At 74.8% G+C, this 17,571-nt stretch carries 18 protein-coding genes; 9 read left to right on the top strand and 9 right to left on the bottom strand.

Features of this window, described 5'->3' with window-relative positions; translation table 11 throughout:
• Nucleotides 1–244 precede the first annotated feature (244 nt).
• The 5 genes from ACIGG8_RS09140 to ACIGG8_RS09120 are packed head-to-tail and all read left to right on the top strand — an operon-like array spanning nucleotide 245 to nucleotide 4,514.
• On the top strand, nucleotides 245–703 hold the full coding sequence (locus ACIGG8_RS09140; RefSeq protein WP_396546580.1) for a hypothetical protein: 459 nt from the start codon (nucleotides 245–247) through the stop codon (nucleotides 701–703).
• Complete coding sequence (locus ACIGG8_RS09135) at nucleotides 700–2,502, top strand: GMC family oxidoreductase (protein ID WP_396546578.1); 1,803 nt, start codon at nucleotides 700–702, stop codon at nucleotides 2,500–2,502. The genes ACIGG8_RS09140 and ACIGG8_RS09135 overlap by 4 nt, the downstream gene beginning before the upstream one ends.
• A complete protein-coding gene (locus ACIGG8_RS09130; RefSeq protein WP_396546576.1) occupies nucleotides 2,499–3,341 on the top strand; it encodes a hypothetical protein in 843 nt (280 codons plus the stop codon). The genes ACIGG8_RS09135 and ACIGG8_RS09130 overlap by 4 nt, the downstream gene beginning before the upstream one ends.
• Nucleotides 3,338–4,012, top strand: coding sequence for a DUF402 domain-containing protein (locus tag ACIGG8_RS09125; RefSeq protein ID WP_396546574.1), 675 nt, complete (start codon nucleotides 3,338–3,340; stop codon nucleotides 4,010–4,012). The genes ACIGG8_RS09130 and ACIGG8_RS09125 overlap by 4 nt, the downstream gene beginning before the upstream one ends.
• A 34-nt stretch (nucleotides 4,013–4,046) precedes the next feature.
• Complete coding sequence (locus ACIGG8_RS09120; RefSeq protein ID WP_396546572.1) at nucleotides 4,047–4,514, top strand: hypothetical protein; 468 nt, start codon at nucleotides 4,047–4,049, stop codon at nucleotides 4,512–4,514.
• On the opposite strand, the gene ACIGG8_RS09115 is transcribed toward ACIGG8_RS09120, so the two are convergent.
• From ACIGG8_RS09115 to ACIGG8_RS09100, 4 genes are all read right to left on the bottom strand, one after another.
• Nucleotides 4,480–5,604: a bile acid:sodium symporter family protein gene (locus ACIGG8_RS09115; RefSeq protein ID WP_396546759.1), complete on the bottom strand. Its 1,125-nt coding sequence runs from the start codon at nucleotides 5,602–5,604 to the stop codon at nucleotides 4,480–4,482. The genes ACIGG8_RS09120 and ACIGG8_RS09115 overlap by 35 nt on opposite strands.
• Nucleotides 5,605–5,690: 86 nt before the next feature.
• Nucleotides 5,691–6,050, bottom strand: a complete 360-nt coding sequence (locus tag ACIGG8_RS09110) for a hypothetical protein (protein ID WP_396546570.1) — start codon at nucleotides 6,048–6,050, stop codon at nucleotides 5,691–5,693.
• The gene (locus tag ACIGG8_RS09105; RefSeq protein ID WP_396546757.1) at nucleotides 6,047–6,916 is read right to left on the bottom strand and encodes an oxaloacetate decarboxylase; all 870 of its coding nucleotides are present in this window, start codon (nucleotides 6,914–6,916) and stop codon (nucleotides 6,047–6,049) included. The genes ACIGG8_RS09110 and ACIGG8_RS09105 overlap by 4 nt, the downstream gene beginning before the upstream one ends.
• Before the next feature lie 227 nt (nucleotides 6,917–7,143).
• On the bottom strand, nucleotides 7,144–8,196 hold the full coding sequence (locus ACIGG8_RS09100; RefSeq protein WP_396546568.1) for an Lrp/AsnC family transcriptional regulator: 1,053 nt from the start codon (nucleotides 8,194–8,196) through the stop codon (nucleotides 7,144–7,146).
• A 121-nt stretch (nucleotides 8,197–8,317) separates the two neighbouring features.
• Here ACIGG8_RS09100 and ACIGG8_RS09095 point away from each other — a divergent pair, with 121 nt between their 5' ends.
• The gene (locus ACIGG8_RS09095; protein WP_396546566.1) at nucleotides 8,318–9,730 is read left to right on the top strand and encodes an MFS transporter; all 1,413 of its coding nucleotides are present in this window, start codon (nucleotides 8,318–8,320) and stop codon (nucleotides 9,728–9,730) included.
• Nucleotides 9,731–9,802: 72 nt separating this feature from the next.
• On the opposite strand, the gene ACIGG8_RS09090 is transcribed toward ACIGG8_RS09095, so the two are convergent.
• Together ACIGG8_RS09090 and ACIGG8_RS09085 are read right to left on the bottom strand one after the other, a co-directional pair.
• Nucleotides 9,803–10,672, bottom strand: coding sequence for a class I SAM-dependent methyltransferase (locus ACIGG8_RS09090; RefSeq protein WP_396546564.1), 870 nt, complete (start codon nucleotides 10,670–10,672; stop codon nucleotides 9,803–9,805).
• Nucleotides 10,673–10,885: 213 nt separating this feature from the next.
• The gene (locus ACIGG8_RS09085; protein WP_396546562.1) at nucleotides 10,886–11,428 is read right to left on the bottom strand and encodes a PadR family transcriptional regulator; all 543 of its coding nucleotides are present in this window, start codon (nucleotides 11,426–11,428) and stop codon (nucleotides 10,886–10,888) included.
• Nucleotides 11,429–11,580: 152 nt separating this feature from the next.
• Between ACIGG8_RS09085 and ACIGG8_RS09080 the strand changes: the two genes are divergently transcribed.
• Nucleotides 11,581–13,041, top strand: a complete 1,461-nt coding sequence (locus ACIGG8_RS09080; protein WP_396546560.1) for an MATE family efflux transporter — start codon at nucleotides 11,581–11,583, stop codon at nucleotides 13,039–13,041.
• 53 nt (nucleotides 13,042–13,094) lie between these two features.
• On the opposite strand, the gene ACIGG8_RS09075 is transcribed toward ACIGG8_RS09080, so the two are convergent.
• Entirely contained in the window at nucleotides 13,095–14,477 is a 1,383-nt protein-coding gene (locus ACIGG8_RS09075; protein ID WP_396546558.1) for an MFS transporter, read from the bottom strand.
• Nucleotides 14,474–15,064: a TetR/AcrR family transcriptional regulator gene (locus ACIGG8_RS09070; RefSeq protein ID WP_396546557.1), complete on the bottom strand. Its 591-nt coding sequence runs from the start codon at nucleotides 15,062–15,064 to the stop codon at nucleotides 14,474–14,476. The genes ACIGG8_RS09075 and ACIGG8_RS09070 overlap by 4 nt, the downstream gene beginning before the upstream one ends.
• A gap of 73 nt (nucleotides 15,065–15,137) precedes the next feature.
• Here ACIGG8_RS09070 and ACIGG8_RS09065 point away from each other — a divergent pair, with 73 nt between their 5' ends.
• Complete coding sequence (locus ACIGG8_RS09065) at nucleotides 15,138–15,350, top strand: hypothetical protein (RefSeq protein WP_396546556.1); 213 nt, start codon at nucleotides 15,138–15,140, stop codon at nucleotides 15,348–15,350.
• A 122-nt stretch (nucleotides 15,351–15,472) separates the two neighbouring features.
• Here the strand turns inward: ACIGG8_RS09065 and ACIGG8_RS09060 are convergent, their stop codons facing one another.
• A complete protein-coding gene (locus tag ACIGG8_RS09060) occupies nucleotides 15,473–15,649 on the bottom strand; it encodes an antitoxin (protein ID WP_350524715.1) in 177 nt (58 codons plus the stop codon).
• A gap of 283 nt (nucleotides 15,650–15,932) precedes the next feature.
• Here ACIGG8_RS09060 and ACIGG8_RS09055 point away from each other — a divergent pair, with 283 nt between their 5' ends.
• On the top strand, nucleotides 15,933–17,456 hold the full coding sequence (locus tag ACIGG8_RS09055) for a M28 family metallopeptidase (protein ID WP_396546756.1): 1,524 nt from the start codon (nucleotides 15,933–15,935) through the stop codon (nucleotides 17,454–17,456).
• Nucleotides 17,457–17,571: the final 115 nt, after the last annotated feature.

Below are 17,571 nucleotides of genomic sequence, written 5' to 3'. Positions count from 1 at the left end.
TGGTTCCCGGCAGACTCCGCCCGCGGCCGAACGGAACCAGGTGTGCCGCGAACGCAATCGGCCGTCGATCGGGCAGTGGACGATCAAGTCCGGGCAGATTCGTGCAACGGGTCTCCGGTGGTGAGGGCGGGGGGCAGGATCGCGATGGCAGGCCGGACCGTGCGATGGGACGTGGAGTTCCAGGCCTGTCATGTCTTGGCCATCCGTTCCCCGGCCAGCCGCTGCCGATCGTGGGGGTGCCCGCGTGTCCTTGTCCGACGACCGCCCGGCCGACTACGACCTGGCGGACTGCTGGGACCCCGTCGAGGCCGACGAGGCCGACGAGTTGGCCGACCCGGACGAGTTCCTGCGCGTCTGCGCCGAGCTGACCGGCTTCGACGTGCCCGAGCTGCGCGCCACCGGCATGGTGGACGAGCACCACCGCACGGTGCTGGCCCACCGGGTCCGCGACGAGCACGCCCTCGTCCACCTCTGGTACGTCGGCGCCTGGCCCGGCGAGGCACCCAGCTCCACCCGCGCCCACGACCAGGGCCTGGTCTGGCGGACCTTCCGGGCCACCCCGCCCGGCGCCGCCGCGCCCGGGCACGGCAGTTGGGCCGAGGCACCCCCGGGCGGTCCACCCCCGGGCGGTCCACCCGCGGTCGAGTCCTCCCCGGCCGGGACACCCCGGGCCGAGGCGCCCCGAGGCGGCGACGGCCGATGAGCGCGCGCTGGGACGCCGTCGTGGTCGGCGCGGGCTTCGCCGGCTCACTGGTCGCCCACCGGCTCGGCGCGCAGGGCTGGCGGGTGCTCGTCCTGGAGGCCGGCCTGGCCGCGCCCACCGGCGCCGAGGCCTCCGCCGCCCACCGCGCGGCCGGGGGCGGGCCGCCCACCTCGCCCTACCCGCACAGCCCCGAGGCACCGTCACCGGACGTCACCGACCTCACCGGACTGCCGGGCGGCGGCTTCACCGCCACCGGCCACCTCCGCCAGTACGGGCCGCTGCCCTACGCCAGCGGCTACCTGCGCGCCAACGGCGGCACCGGTCTGCTCTGGACCGGACTCACCCCGCGCATGCACCCCGAGGACTTCCGCACCGGCGACCTCGGGCACGGCCGCAACTGGCCGATCGGCTACCACGACCTGGAGCCGCACTACCGCGACGCCGAGCGCGAACTCGGCGTCGCCGCCGACGCCGAGGAGCAGCGCAGCGCCGTCGGACTGCCCATCCCGGACGACTACGCCTTCCCGATGCGCGCCATCCCCGCCAGCTTCCTCGACCGGCAGCTGGCCGACGCCCTCGACGGCCGCACCGTCCGCGACCCCGCCGTGCCCGGCCCCGCCCGACTCGCCGTCACCGCGACCCCGCACGCCCGCAACGGGACACCGACCAGCCCCGGCACCGCGCGGGGACCGCTCTGCGCGGGCAGCGCCGGCTGCGTCCCGGCCTGCCCGACCGGCGCCAAGTACACCCCGCTGCGCACCCAGGCCCGCTGGGCGGCCGGGGTCGAGCTGCGCACCGGGGCCGTCGTCAGCCGGGTGCTCGCCGACCCGCGGACCGGCCGGGCCACGGCCGTCGAGTACCGCTCCGGCGACGCCACCCACCGGGTGGAGGCGGACCTGGTGGTGCTCGCCGCGCACGCGATCGAGAACGCCCGGCTGCTGCTCCTCTCCGGTCTGGCCAACGGCAGCGACCAGGTCGGGCGCAACCTCATGGACCACCCGGCCCTGCTGACCTGGGGCCTGATGCCCCGCCCGGTCGGCCCCTTCCGGGGGCCGGGTTCCACCAGCGGCCTGGAGGCCTTCCGCTTCGGCCCGGGCCGCGGCCACCGGGCGCCGTTCCGGATCGAGATCGGCAACTGGGGCTGGTCCTGGGCCGGCCGGGCGCCGGAGGCGGAGGCCGCCGCGCTGCTCGCCACCGGACTGCGCGGCAAGGAGCTGCGCGAGCGCCTCGGTGACCGGCTCGGCCGTCAGTTCTCGCTCCAGTTCGAGCTGGAGCAGCCCGCCGACCCGGCCAACCGGGTCACCCTCGACCCGGAGCGGCGCGACCCGCTCGGTCTCCCCGCCCCGGCGATCCGCTACGACCTCTCCGACTACGTCCGCGAGGGCATGGCCTCCGCCCGGGCCGTCTCGGACCAGCTCTTCGCCCTGCTGGGCGCCGAGGACCACACCGCCTATCCGGCGGTCTCCTGGCCCGGCCGGCTGGAACACCGGGGAGCCGTCCACGGCTACCGCGGCGCGGGCCACGCCGGCGGCACCCACGTCATGGGCGACTCGCCCGCCACCTCCGTGGTCGACCACGGGCAGCGCTGCTGGGAGCACCCCAACCTGTACGCCGTCGGCTGCGGCTCGATGCCCTCCCTCGGCACCTCCAACCCCTCGCTCACCATGGCCGCGCTCGCACTGCGCAGCGCCGAGCGGATGCACCGGGACCTCCTGGAACTGCACCGACCCGCCCAGGTGACGTCCCCGGCCCCCTCCTCCCGCACTCCCGAACCTCCTTCGTCCTCGGAGTCCTCATGACCGGCCTGCCGCTGCCGCCCGTCCCGGAGCCCTACCACCTGCCGTTCCACTACGGTGCGCTGCACAACATCGGCGTCGACTACCTGGTCGATCGCGAGCGGGCGCGCGAACTGCTCGGCAAGCGCCACCCCGGGCTGAACGCCGCCTCCTTCGACGGCGGGGCCTGCGTGTCGCTCAACTACCAGCTCTACTTCGCCCAGTACCCGAACGGCGGCGGCATCACCCAGGAGCTGGAGATCAACCTGATCGCCCACCCGGTGTTCGCCGAGGACCGGATCCCGGTGGTCGACTACGGCCAGTACGCCCGGGGTCACGACCAGACCAAACTGCTCGGCATCGCCCGGCTGCACGTGCTCTGTGACAACCCGCTCGCCATCGACGCCGGACGCCGGCTCTACGCCGAGCCCAAGCACCCGGGCTGGTTCGAGACCACCCTGCCCTCCCTCAACGCGCCCGCCGTGCGCGAACGCTGGTCCGTCACCTGCCGCCGCGCCACCCTCGGTCCGGACGGTCTGGACCGCCACGACGAGGAACTCCTCACCCTGGACGTGAACCTGGTCGGTCTCACCCCCGAAGCGGTCAACAACACCCCGATCACCGGCTACGGCACGGACGACGAGGGCAGGCTGCTCGCCGGTCCGCTCAACGTGTACCAGCCGTACCGCTACTACGCCCTGGACGACCGCACCGCCGAGCGCGTCCGGCTCGACCTCGGCAACCCCGCCGAGGAGTCCGCCCGCGACCTCGCCCACCTGATCGCCGACGCCCCGGCCGCCGGGGTCTGGACCTACCAGTCCCCGCCGGTGGCCGCCCACAACCAGGCCTACTACGTCCGATGACGGCCGGCCGCGTCACCGCCGGCCGCCTCACCGCCGGCAGCACCGCCGTCCGCCGGGACATCGCCCACGGCCGGGTCTGGACGGCCATGCCGTACACCGTCCTCGCCGACGACGGGGCCACCCTGACCCTGACCGCCCGCCCCGGCACCGCGATGCTGGCCCCCCGAAGCTGGACCGCCTCGCTGCGCGCCGGCGACGACGCGGCCCGCAAGCTCGGCATCAGGGACCTCGCCGCCGGCCACTGGGAACTCGACCACTGGGTCTGGCGCGACACCGTGGTCCTCAGCCGTTTCACGGCCGGGGAACACTACAGCGTGCACCGCTTCCTGACCCCCGAGGGCCGACCGCTGCACTGGTACGTCAACTTCGAGCGCCCGTACCGGCGGACGGCCATCGGGATCGACACCCTCGACCTCTTCCTCGACCTGGTGATCACCCCCGACCTGTCGACGTACGCCTGGAAGGACGAGGACGAGTACGCCCAGGCCCGACGCCTCGGCCTGATCGACACGGCCACCCACCGGGAGCTGGAACACGCCCGTGAGCTGGCACTCGCTCAAGCCCTGGAGCACAGCGGGCCGTTCGCTCCCGACCCGGACACCTGGACGCTGCCGCCCCCGGGCCCGCTGCCCGTCCTGCCGACCGCCGCGCTCAGCACCCCCACCGGGTGAGCCCGGGGCCGGCCTGCTAGGGTCACGCCTCGACATGGACGACACCGACCGGATGGATGACGTCGAGGCGCTGCGCCACCTGCACGACGGCGGGGACTACCGCCGGCTGGCCGAACGGACCTCGAACCCGGAGGTGCTGCGCGAACTGGCCGTCCGAGCCGAGTTGCCGTTCGTCTGGCACGCGATAGCGCGGAACACCGCCACGCCCGCCGAGGTGCTGGTCGCGCTCTCCACCCGGCGCCACACGACCAGCAACGACAACTGCCTGCTCCAGCTGGTCGCCGCCCACCCCGCCCTCACCGGCCCGGACCTGGACGGCCTGGTGGACGTGCTGGCCGTCCGGCTGAGGGAGGGCGACCGTCCGTACGCGGCGGTGCTGGAACTGGCCCGGCGGCCGGAGCCGGCAGTCGAGCGGCTCAACTGGCTGGGACACCTGCAGGGGGCCTCGACCTCGCTGCGCCGGGGCATCACCCGGGCGCTGGCGACGCGCCCCGACCGGTGAGCGCGGCCGGATCGGTCGGCGTCGCCGGTTCGTGTCCGCCGAGCCGGTCCGGGCCTGCTTCGGTTGCCTCCGGGCCGGCCGTCGGCTTGGCCGCTGGGGGGTCTGCCGCCGTGGCAGTCGCCCTGGACCACCGTCCGGCCAGCACAGTGCCGACGACCAGCTGGAGCTGGTGGTAGAGCATCAGCGGCAGCACCAGCAGCCCCGCCTCCGGCCCGAACAGGACGGTGGCCATCGGCAGGCCGTTGGCCAGGCTCTTCTGCGAACCACACAGCACCGCCGCGATCCGGGCCGGTCGGTCGAGCCCCAGCAGTCGCGCCCCCGCCCCGGTGGCCGCCAGGGCCGCGGCGAGCAGGGCGAGGAGCACCGCGAGCAGCCCGAGCAGGGCGGTCGGCGTGGCCAGGCCCCAGATGCCCTGGGCCACCGCCGCGCTGAACGCCGTGTAGACCACCAGCAGGATCGAACCGCGATCCACCGGCGTCAGCACCCGTTTGTGACGGGCCAGCAGGCCGCCGATCCACGGCCGCAGCACCTGCCCCAGCAGGAACGGCGCGAGGAGTTGCAGCCCGATCCGCAGCAGCCCGTCGGCGGACAGCTCGGTGTGCGAGCCCAGCAGCCAGGCTGCCAGCAGCGGGGTGAGGACCAGCCCCGCCAGACTGGAGTAGGTGCCCGCGCAGATCGCCGCCGGGACGTTGCCCCCGGCGGCGCCGGTGAGCGCCACCGAGGACTGCACCGTCGAGGGGACCAGACAGAGGAACAGCACCCCGGTCTGCAACGGCCCGGTCAGCGGAGCGGGCGTGAGCAGCGCGGTGGCCGCCCCGAGCAGCGGGAAGAGGCCGAAGGTCGTGGCGAGCACCAGTCCGTGCAGCCGCAGGTGCCGCAGCCCGGCCAGCGTCTCGCGGGTGGACAGACGAGCGCCGTAGAGGAAGAACAGCAGCGCCACCGCGAGGTCGCAGGCGGCCTCGGCGGCCCGCGCCGCTCCGCCCGAGGCGGGGAACAATGCGGCCAGGCCGACCGTCCCGGCCAATGCGACCACGTACGGATCGAGCCACCGCGGCCGCAGCCCGTGCAGCCGGTGCAGCCGGTGCAGCAGGGCCCGGTGCGGTGGCCGCGGCCGGCGCGCGCGAAGCCCGTCCGCGCGCGCCTCGGGCGGCTGCTCCGGAAGAGCCGAGCCGTCGGTCACGGGCCGCCTCCCGGGACCGGGCGCAGTGCCCGCCCGGCGGCGGGCCCCGGGCCCAGCAGACCGCCCACCAGCGAGCCCGCGCCGTCGTGGTCGCTCCCCGCCGAACCGCTGCCGTTCTGGAGGTTGGCCGTGCGGTCGACCTCCAGCCACGAGTCGGCGTGGGAGTTGTCCACGACCGTGATCAGGCTGTCGGCGGCCGCGGGTACGGCGCCGACCGCGAACAGCGCGCCGACCCCCGTCAGCCCCAGCACGCCGACCCGCAGCACGCCGGTCCGCAGCACGCCGACCCGCAGCACGCCGACCCGCAGGACGGCTGCGGTCGGGGGCGGGGCGGGCCCGCGCTGCCCGGCCCTCATACCGTCACCGCCGTCAGCCCCCGGGAGCGGGAGATGTTCCGCTCCAGCAGTTCGGTGGACTCCCGCACGCCGACCTGCCGGTCCTCCTCGGCCGACGCGGGCAGCCGTCCGTCGGCGACCTTCAACCCGGCCAGCGCCTCCTCCATGGCCCGGTGCGCGGCGAACAGGCACGGCGTGCTGTAGATGGCCACGTCCACCCCCAGCTCCGTCAGCTCCGAGAGCGACAGCCGGGGGGACTTGCCGCCGGCGATCTGGTTGAACAGCAGCGGCTTGTCGCCGACCACGGCGCGGATCCGGCGGATCCACTCCTCGCTGCGCACGCCGTCGACCAGCACCACGTCGGCGTCCGTGGCGGCCAGCGCCCGGGCGCGGCGCAGGATGTCGTCCTCCTCGGTGGCGTCCGTCCGGGCGACGACCACGAGGTCCGTCCGGTTGGCGAGGACGAGCTCCAGCTTCTCCAGGTACTCCTCCAGCGGGAGGACCTGCTTGCCGTCCGCGTGCCCGCACCGGCGCGGCCGTTTCTGGTCCTCCAGGATCACGCCCGAGGCGCCGATGCGTTCGAGCCGGCGCACCACATGGCAGGCCACCTCGGGATCGACGTAGCCGTCGTCGATGTCGACCAGGAGGTGGTGCCGGGGGAACGCGCCGCGCAGCCGCTCGACGAATCCGACCATGTCCGGCCAGGCGATGAAGCCGATGTCGGGCAGCCCGTAGTAGGAGGCCGCGAAGCCGAAGCCGGAGACGAACATGCCGTTGTAGTGCTCGGCCGCGATCGAGGCCGAGTACATGTCGTAGACGCCGATCAGGGGCGTGGTGCCGGGGCCCGCGATCTCCGCCCGGAGCCGCTGCCCGGGGGCGCCCTCCATCGTGGTTCCGTGGAACAAGGCCTTCTCCTCACCTGGGATGACTTTGCCTGAACTTGGTGTCCGCTAGACCAAACTGAGGTGTCATCACTATGCGCCCTTTAATGTTCCGTGGGCAAATATTTAAAGGAGATTCACCCGTTGGAGTGAAGGTGCGGAGGCAATAGGAACATCGCCAAATACGGCCACATGTCGAATTCCATGGGTCGAACGGGTGTGAAAGGGGCGACTCACCGGGGCCGGCGGTCGGGCGGAAGCAGCGCGCCCGCGCGCTTTACGGTGCGGATGACGGGCGCCGTCTCGATCGCCCGGATCCCGTCCAGCGCGGCGATCCGGGTGGTCAGGTAGCGTCCGAGGTGCAGCGGGTCCCGGCAGTTGACGGCTGCGAGCAGGTTGGTGGGCCCGGTCGTGTGCGCCACCAACGACACCTCCGGGTGCTCCGCCAGTGCGGCGGCCGTCGCGGCGAGCCGCGAGGGCCGTACGGACATCCACAGCCGGGCCTCGGCGCGGAAGCCGAGCACCGCGGGCGGGACGTCGACCAGGAGGGTGAGCACCCCGGCCGCGCGCAGCACGGCGAGCCGGCGTCGCACGGTGGACTCCGACCAGCCGGTCGCGGTGGCCAAATCGGCGTGGCTCGCCCGTCCGTCCCGCGCCAGCAGGTCGAGCAGCGGGCGGTCGGCGGGCCCCAGCGAGACCCCGGCGGCGTCCGAGCGGTCCAGGACGTCCGAGAGGCCCGAGGCGCCGGCGGCGTCCGCGGCGTCGGTGGCTCCGGAAGCTTCGACGGGCGGGGCGAGAAGCGCGGCCTGCTCCGGGCCCAGCCGGGCGGGCCCGGCCCAACCGTTCGGCAGCACGAGGCTTTCGAGCAGCAGGTGGGCGGAGACGGCGGTGACCCGGCCGGTCCGGGGGAGCTTGTGCAGCAGCAGCGCCTCGCTCTCGTCGGCGGTCGGGGTCTGGACCGTGCACGAGATCTCGGTGCCGCCGGAGAGCAGGTGGACGTAGGCGGTGTCGGGCCGGGCGGCGAGGGCCCCGGCGATGGCGGTGGCGGCGTCGGGCGTGCACTGCACCCGGACGGTCCAGGCGTGGTACCCGAGGCGGGTGCCGTTCAGGCCGCCCACCACCCGGAGGACCCCGGCGGATCGGAGCCGGCGGTAGCGGCGGGCGGCGGTGTTCTCGGAGACGCCGAGGGCCTTGCCGATCAGACGGAACGGGGCCCGTCCGTCGATCTGCAGCGCGTGCACCAGGGCGCGGTCGGTCTCGTCCAGGGTGACGGTATCCGTCTTCATGGGCCGCCAGTGTGGCAGGTCCCGTCGCATTCGCGGGCATGCGTGGCGTGCCGACGGCCCCGGGTCGGACGGTGGGGCGTCCGAAGTGCCGGTCCTGACAAGCTCTCTGGAGGAAAGCCCCGTGCACAAGTGGTGGCCGTTGGTGGCGGTCTGTCTGGGTACCTTCCTGTTCCTGCTCGACACGACGGTGCTGATCGTCGCCCTGCCCGACATCGCGTCGGGGCTGAACGTCCAGGCGTCCGTGCTGCCGTGGGTGGTCGACGTCTACACGCTGGTGTTGGCCGTGCTGATGCTCACCGTGGGAGCGGTGGCCGACCGGTACGGTGCGCGCACGGTGTACCTGGTCGGTCTCGCGGTGTTCGGCGCCGCCTCGCTGGCCTGTGGACTGGCCCCGAACGTGGGCGTCCTGATCACCGCCCGCGGCGTGCAGGGCGTCGGCGGCGCGGCGATGGCGGTGACCGCCCTCGCCCTGCTCGGCTCCGGCTACCGGGGGCCGGACCTCGGGCGGGCGATGGGCGTCTTCGGCGCCGTGACGGGACTGGCCGCGGCGGTGGGGCCGGTGCTCGGCGGAGTCGTCACCCAGTACGCGAGTTGGCGCGCGGTCTTCTTCCTCAATCTGCCGCTCGTCGCCGTCACGGCGGCCCTGTCCCGGCGGGTGCTGCCGGTGCCCACGGGGCGTCGGACCGCCGGCGCCCGCATCGACCTTCCGGGCGCGCTCGCCTTCGCCCTGTGCGCGGGTTCGCTGACCTACGCCCTGTCGCTGCCGGGTGAATCACACCGGACCCCGGGGGGCGTCCTCGGCCTGTCGGCCGTCGTCGGAATCGCGCTGGCCGTCTTCGTCCGGGTCGAACTGCGCAGCCCCGCACCGCTGTTGGATCTGCGCCTATTCGCCCGGGCGTCGTTCTCGGCCGTGCTGACGTGTGTGGTCGCCGCCACTGCCGCGTTCGCGGCGCTCGTCTACACCTCGATCTGGTTGCAGTCCGGCCTCCGCCTCGGGCCGGTGCGCGCCGGGCTTGCGCTGCTGCCGCTCGCGCTCGCCTCCTTCGTCACCTCGCTGGTGACCGGCCGTCGACTGCACGGCCGTTCGCCGCGTGCCGTGCTCGGCACAGGACTGCTGCTGAGCGGGACCGGCTGTGCGCTGCAGGCCGGGCTGGGCGCGGACTCCTCCGCCGCCTCGCTCGCGGCGGGGCTGGTGCTGACCGGCGTCGGCGTCGGACTGTTGGGCCCTGCGACGGGTGCGGCGGTGTTCGCGGCGCTGCCTCCGGAGCGGGCGGGTGCGGCCGCCGGCGTCATGACGACCTTCCGGCAGTTGGGGCAGACCCTGGGCGTCGCGGCCTTCGGCGTGCTGTTCCGGCGGGGCGGCGGGGAGCCGTTCGAGGGACTGGAGCGGGTGCTGGTCGCCGCCGCGGCGGCCGGGCTCCTCGGCGCGGTGCTCGCCTTCGTGTTCGCGCCGAGGGCGGTACCGCGGGCGGAACCGGTGGCGCCGGCGGAACCGGGGGCGGCACCGGCGCCGACGCCCGCCCGCCCGCGCTGAGGCACGGACCGGAGCCGGCGGCCGGGCCAGGGAAGGGGCGGGGAGAGGCGGGGGTGGCGGCCCCGCCGGGGCTCAGGTGCTCGGCACCGGCGGTGCGGCGCGCCGCTCGCGCAGCGTCCGGAGCATCCGGCGGGTCGCCTTGGTGGCGACCGGCGGCAGCAGCTCCAGCGCCAGCCGGCGCGAGGCGGAGCGGTGGACGGGTGCCTTGACCTGGTAGTTGAGGCGCAGCACGGGCGTTCCGGCGATGGTGTCCTCGTCGACCGTGTAGCCCTCGGCCCGCCAGTCCCGTTCCAGCAGGACCTGGCGGGCCGCCGCGGCGTCGCCCCAGGTGCCGTAGAACTTCATCGGGGTGAGCAGCACCGGCTGCAGTCCGCCGGTGAAGACCGCCTCCCAGACCGCCGCGGAGACGCCCGGGGTGTGCTCGGATCGGTAGTCGTCCAGGGCGACCAGGCCGTTCTCGGCGAGTGCGGCCCGGGCGACGGCGATGTCTCCGGCCACGTGCTCGTACAGGTGGGAGGCGTCGACGTGGACGAACCGGCAGCTGCCCGCCGGTATCCGGCCGTCGGCCAGCACGGAGGTGGGGGCCTGGACGATCTCGGGCAGTTCGCGGTGGAAGGCGAGGTAGTTGGACTCGAAGGCGCTGCGGGTCAGCGTCTTGCGGTAGGACATGGCCATCTCGGCGGCGTTGTCGTCGTCGTCGGCCTCGGAGTCGAACAGGTCGCAGACGGTCAGCCGTTCGCCCGCCCGCAGGTGGTCGCCGAGCAGGACGGCGCTGCGGCCCAGGTAGCTGCCGAGTTCCAGGATGTCGCCGGTGACCCCGGCGGAGCTCTGGCTGGACAGCAGGTGGCCGAAGGCGGCTCGATCGAGACTGAAGAACCATCCGGGGATGTCGTCCCGCTTGAGCGGCGCGGGGCGGGCGGCTGCGGTCTCGGCAGTGGGCACGGCGGCCTCCAGGGGGACGGCGGGGCGCGGTGGCGGATCACGCCGCGGAGGGGTCGCCGAGGACGTGAGGCGGATCATCATAGCCACGCCGGGGCCCGGTGGAGCCAGGTGTGGAACGACCCTCTTCCTGTTGTCCGCTGGGCCGTCCGGGCGACCGGGGCCACTGGGGCCACTGGGGCCACTGGGCCAGGGGGGTTGTCGGGATCGCCGGGGCTAACTGGGCCGTCCGGACTGTTCCAGCTCCGCGATGGTCTCCTCCAGCCAGGCCCGCTCGGCCGCCGTGGACGCCCGGGCGACGAGCAGCATCCCGCGCCGGAACGGGTTGGGCTCGCGTTCGGCGCTGACCGGCCGGCCGTCGCCGTCGTGGAAGAAGCTGCTCGGCTCGGTCAGGAAGGCCAGGCGGCGGCGGAGGACGGCGGCCTGCCGGGGCGGGTCGGCGAGGTGGTGCAGGAACGTGACGAGCGTGAAGAAGCGCATCTGGTCGGTGATCTCGGCCTGCTCCGGGTCCGCCAGCCGTCGCAGCAGCTCGGTCCGGCCGGCCCCGGTCGGCTCCAGGGTCTGGCGCGGTGCGGCCCCGGTGCCCGGTTCGGTGCGGCGGGACAGCAGGCCGGCCTTCTCCAGCCGCGCGATGGCGGGGTAGAGCGCACCGTCGCTGACCGGGCGGACGTGGCCGGTCAGGCCGGTGATCCGGGACTTGAGCTCGTAGCCGTGCAGCGGCTGGTCGTACAGGAAGCCGAGGATCGCGAGGGTCAGCACGGCGAAGCCCTTCCGTCGGAGTGCGCCCGGTGGAGTGCCATATTACCTCTTGCCGATGTACCTCGAAACGATGTATCTCTCATCGAGGTCGCCGTTCAGGCCTCCGCCCGGGCGGTCCGGGTCGAGGTGGCGGCGGACCAGGGGAGGAACCAATGCGCGGGCACACGTCCCGACTCACGGCGCTCGCCGTACCCGTCTACGCGGAACTGCTGTCCGGAGTGATCGCCTCGGTGATCGGCACGCTCTGGGTGGCCGGCCTCGGCGGGGCCGCGGTCGCCGCCGTGACACTGGCCGGAACCGTCGAGAACCTGCTGCTCGGGCTCGTCCTGGTGGTCAGCTCCGGAACCAGCGTCCGGCTCTCCCACGCCCTCGGCGCGGGCGACCACGTCGAGGCCGCCCGGACCACCCGCGCCGCCTGGCGGCTCTGCGCCGTCGGCAGCCTCGCGCTCGCCGTCCCCGGCTTCCTGCTGCGCGACCGGCTGGCAGGCGTCTTCCTGGACGGCGAGGCCGCCGTCCGCGCCGCCGAGTACCTCACCGTCGCGTTCCCGGCGTTCGTGCTGTTCTTCGCCCAGCGCGTCGCCGACGAACTGTTCAAGGGCGCGGGCGACACCCGCACCCCGATGCGGATCGCCCTGCTCTCCAACGCGCTGCTGCTCGCCCTCGACCCCCTGCTGATCCTCGGCGGCGGTCCGCTGCCGGCCCTCGGCGTACCGGGCGCGGCGCTGGCCCTGGCCGCCTCACGGGCGATCGCCTTCGCCGTCACGCTACGACTGCGGGGACGGCGGTCGGAGTGGCGGTCGCGACGGCGGGCGGGGCGGCCGGAGCCGCGGCCGGGTGCGGCCGGGGCCACCGGAGCCGCCGGGGGAACGCGGGCGGCGGCGGTGCGGATCGTGCGTGCGGGAGCACCGTTCGGCCTGGACTTCACCGCCCGGATGGCCGTCGGCACCGCCCAGCTCGGGCTGGTCGCGGGCTTCGGCGTCGCGGCGGTGGCCGGGTACGGGGTCGGCTACCGCGTGCTGCTCGTCGTCACCATGGCCTTCTACGCGCTGCGCCAAGCCGCCGCGATCGAGGCAGCCCGCCTCACCGGCGCGGGGGAGGACGGCGCGCTGCGCTCGCTGCGCCGCGACACCGGACGCCTCGCCGCACTCGTCGGCGCCGCGGCGGCCCTGCTCTCCGCGACGCTCGCCGCCCCGCTGACCACGCTCTTCACTGACGACCGGGCGGTGGCGGCGCAGTCCGTCGGGTTCCTGCGGATGGCGGCGCTCTACCTGCTCCCGTACGCCCTGGTGGTGGCTCTCGGCGGTGCGTACCAGGCGGCCGGCGCCGGCCGCCCGGTCGTGCTCTCCGTACTGCTCGGCCTCGGTGCCCAACTCGCCACCTCGGCAGCCCTGTCGGGGCCGTGGGGAGTGTCGGGCGTGTGGCTCGGGCCGGCGGTGGGTGCGGCTCTGCAGCTCGCCCTGCTGACGGCCCTCACCCGCGACCGGGCGCAGCCGGGTTCGACGCCGGCGTCGAACCCGAGCACCGCAGCAACGCCGGACCCGAAGCCGAAGCCGCAAGCAGCACCGCTCCCGGCGGCGGCCCACGCACCACAGGAGCTCCAGCCGCTCGAATGACGCGCGACGGCGCGGACGTTCAGGGACGACCGGCCCCGCGAGCGCCGACGGGGTCACGGGCGTGCGGCGAACTCCCTTTGCCGGTCCGCTGCTCGACCCGGCAGCCGGGCCGCGAGCAGGATGCCGACAGCCGCCACCGCGGCCATCGCCAGCGTGGAGGGCGTCAGCGCAGCGCCGGGCTGCGCACGGCCGGCCGCGGTGGTGGCGAGTGCGATGCCCAGGGCGGGGCCGATGTTCAGCGCGGTCTGTTGCAGTCCGCCCGCGACACCGGCCTCGGCGGCGGCCGCGCCCCGGACCACCAGGGCGGTGGCGGTGGCCATCACCGCGCCGAAGCCCGCGCCCAGCAGCAGGAAGCAGCCGGCGATCGCGACGGTCCCGGAACCGGGCCCGAGCCGGGCGGTCAGCAGCGCGCCCGAGGTGACCAGGGCCGTTCCCGCCAGCACCACGGCCCGCTCACCGTGACGCCGCGTCACCCGGGCCGAGGTCGCCGCCGTCACGATCATCGCCACCGCGAGCGGCGCCGCCCGCAGGGCGCTCTGCAGGGGGTCGAGCCCCAGCACGTCCTGCAGGTAGTACGTCGCCGGGAAGAGCACGCCCTGGAGCGCCGCCGAGGCTGCGAGCAGGACGCCCAGCGGCGGTGCGACCGCCGGCGAGCGGAGCAGGTCGGGCGGCAGCAGCGGACGGGGGGTGCGCCGCTCGTGCCGGGCCAGGGCCAGGGCGAGGGCGGCGGCGGCCGCGAGCCCGAGCGCCGTGCCTGCCGACCAGCCGGAGTCCGGGAGGGCGACCAGGGTCTGCACCAGGCAGGCCAGGGCCAGCGCGAGCAGGGCCGCGCCCGGCAGGTCGAGCCCGCCGCCCCGGACGGCAGCCACGGGGCGTGCCGCGGCCGGCACGGCGAGGGCCGCCAGCAGCGCGGCGCCGGCCGGCAGCAGGCCGAACAGGAAGACCGACCGCCAGCCGAAGTGCGCGGTGAGCGCCCCGCCGACCAGCGGCCCGGCCGCGGCCGCGAGCCCGATCGCCGCCGTGCGCGCCGCGATCGCGCCGGCCAGCCGGTCGGCGGGCCAGGCAGCGCGCAGCATGCCGAGGGTGGCCGGCTGCAGCAGGGCGCCCGCGACGCCCTGCACCACCCGCAGGGCGATCACCCAGCCGATGCCGGGTGCGAGGGCGATCCCGGCCGAGGCCGCGGCGAAGCCCGTCACGCCGACGGCGAAGACCCGCCGGTGCCCGTAGCGGTCGCCGAGCCGGCCCGCGAACACCAGCAGGGCGGCGACGGTGACGAGGTAGCCCGTCCCGGCCCACTGCACGGCGGCGACGGACGCGTGCAGGTCGTGCTGGAGGACGGGCCGGACGACGGTCAGCGCGGTGCCGTCGAGGGCGACCAGGACGGCACCGGTGATGCTCGCGGCCAGGGTGAGCCGTCGGTGCAGCCGCGGCGTCACCGGGCGGCCGGACCGAGATGGGCGTCCAGCGCGGCGCGCAGCAGCGGTTCGACGTCCTCGCTGCCGGTGATGAGCCGCAGGCTGCCCCAGGTGCGCAGTTGGGCGAGGCCGTGCAGGTTGGCCCAGAGGGCGGCGGTGGCGACGGCCGGATCGCCGGAGCCCGGGTGCAGCTCGGCGACCAGGCCGACGAAGGTGAGGAACAGCGGCACGGTGGTGCGGCGCAGCTCCGCACCGCTGCCCTCCAGCAGGTCGTGACGGAACATCAGCTCGAACATGCCCGGGTTGGCGGCCGCGAAGCCGAGGTAGGCGCGGGCGAGCGCGTCGAGGCGGCCGCGGGCGTCGGCGCCGCTGCCGACCGCGAGGGCGTCGGCGCCGGCCATGGCGTCGGTGAGCCTGCCGAAGCCGTTCCGGGCGATGGCGGCGAGCAGCTCGCGGTGGGTGGGGAAGTAGCGGCGGGGCGCCCCGTGCGAGACCCCGGCGTGGCGGGCGATCTCGCGCAGGCCGAGCGCCTGGACGCCCCCGGTGGTCACCAGTTCGACGCCGGCGGCCACCAGTCGGGCGCGGAGGTCACTGTCCTGATCGGTCATGGACACTGTCTACCAGGCGCTCGTAGACAGTGTCTACTCGCCCCTGCGGGCAGCCCCGGGCAGAATCGGCGGCATGGACGAAGGCGGCGAGTCGGCCTGCTGGCTGGAGCGGGTGTGCCCGGAGTGCGGGCGGCTGCGCGAGCGGCCCGGACCGGCACCGTGCGAGCACTGCGGCGCGGCCGCGGACGACGCCCCGCACACGGACGACGCCCCGCACACGGACGACACCTCGTGCACGGACGGCACCCCGCGCAGGGACGACGCGCCGCCGCGGCGTTCGACCTGACGCCCGGGCGCTCCGACGCCGCCCCCGAGAAGCCCGAACCCCGGTCCGGCCGAGGGTCGGACCGGGGCGGGGCGGAGGACACGGAGCGCCACGGCCCGGTCCGTGCGTCCGCTACGGCCTGCCTACTGCGGCGGCTCGTCGCGGAACTGGTTCTTCATCTGCTCCTGGCCGGCGTCCACCTGGCCGCTGTACTTGCCCTGCGTGCGTTCGTCGACGGCGTCACCCGCCTTGTCGACGGCCTTGTCGGCCTGTTCCTCGTGGCCCTTCAGCAGGTTCTTGAGCTTATCCATCATGGACATGTGGTCACACTCCCGGATGAGACGGCCCCACTCCTCCAATATCACCGCGCATCCCCCCGCGCGCATCCCGCCGGCTGCGCGGCGGGCTTGGCAAGGCGATTCCGGTCCTGTCAAATCTTGAGTTCACGGCCCGTCGGAAGGAGTCGCCTTGAAGCTGCGCACCCGTCGCTCGACCGCCCCGCTCGACCGTTCGCCCCGGCACGACCACGCCACCCGGCCCGACACCGCCACCCCGTTACGGCGCCCCCGCACCGCCGTCACCGGGCGTCGCGCGGGCGCCGCACTGACCGTCGCCGCCCTGGTCACCCCGCTGCTGCTGGCCGGTGCCGGGAGCGCGGCGGCCGACCCGGACCCGGCGCGCAAGGGCGCCAAGCTGGCCGCCCGGCTGGTCGACGCCGCCGATGCCGAGTCCGCCCACGACACCCTGGCCGCGCTGCAGCGGTTCGCCGACCGCAACGGCGGTACCCGGGTGGCCGGTTCGAAGGGCCACGAGCAGTCCGCGCAGTACGTCTACGAGCGGGCACGGCGTGCCGGTCTCAAGGTGTCCAAGCAGGAGTTCGAGTACACCTTCTTCGAGGCCCGCACGCAGCGCCTCGACGTGCTGTCCCCGACGGCGGAGTCCGTGCCGGTGATCGCCATGACGTACTCGGTGGGCGGACCGGAGGCGGGCCTGACCGCCGAGTTGGCGGTCGCCCCGGTCAGCGCCACCACCGGTTGCGCGCCCACCGACTACCCGGCCGGCGGGTTCACCGGCAGGATCGCCCTGATCCGGCGCGGCGGCTGCAGCTTCGCCCAGAAGCAGGCCGCCGCGGCGGCGGCGGGCGCGATCGGGGCGCTCGTCTACAACAACGCCGAGGGCGACCTCAACGGGACCCTCGGGGATCCGACGGCCGGGAAGGTCCCGACCGGCGGGATCACCAGCGCGGCGGGTGAGGCCCTGGCCGCCGCGGCGGCCGCCGGGCCCGTCCGGGTGACCCTCGACATCCGCACCGTCATGGAACCGCGCAAGACCTGGAACGTCATCGCCGAGACCCGCGGCGGGGACCCGGAGAACACCGTGATGGTCGGGGCGCACCTCGACTCCGTCCCGGCCGGGCCGGGCATCAACGACAACGGCTCCGGCTCGGCGGGCATCCTGGAGGTCGCGGAGAACCTCAACGTCCACCCGGTGAAGAACAAGGTCAGATTCGCCTGGTGGTCCGCCGAGGAGTTCGGCCTCAAGGGCTCCGAGGCGTACGTGAAGTCACTCTCCGAGGCGGATCGGAAGAAGATCCGGCTCTACCTCAACTTCGACATGATCGCATCCCCCAACCACGCGCAGTTCGTCTACAACGGCTCCGGCAGCGCCGGCGGCGGCGCCGGTCCCGAGGGCTCGGCGCAGATCGAACGGGACATCACCGGCTACCTGGACGGCCTCGGCCGGCCGCACGACCCGACCGCCTTCGACGGCCGCTCCGACTACGGTCCGTTCATCGACGCCGGCATCCCGGCCGGCGGCACCGACACCGGCGCCGAGAAGATCAAGTCCCCGGAGCAGGCGGAGCGTTACGGCGGCACGGCGGGCGCCGCGTACGACTCCTGCTACCACAAGGCCTGCGACAGCCTGGGCAACATCGACATGGAGGCCTTCGACGTCAACATCGACGTGATCGCCCACGCCGTCGGCACCTACGCCTGGGACCTCTCCTCGCTGCAACGGCCCGTACCGGCGCAGTCCCCGGCCGGCAAGGCCGCGGCCGCAGCAGCCGACGCGAGCGCCGCAGGCACCGGCGGCGTGAGCGGCTGCGCCGACGAAGTGACGGCCTGACGCCCGGGTGGGCCCGCTGCCGTCCTCGGGCGGCGGGCCCACCCGCCCGCCGTAGGCGCCGCTCGCGCGGCGAACACCCTGCGTGACCTCGGCATCCGCTCCCTCCCCTCCGTCA

This window comes from Kitasatospora sp. NPDC085464, from assembly GCF_044541955.1.
Lineage (GTDB): Bacteria > Actinomycetota > Actinomycetes > Streptomycetales > Streptomycetaceae > Kitasatospora.
This window is presented reverse-complemented; position numbering and strand designations above follow the sequence as displayed.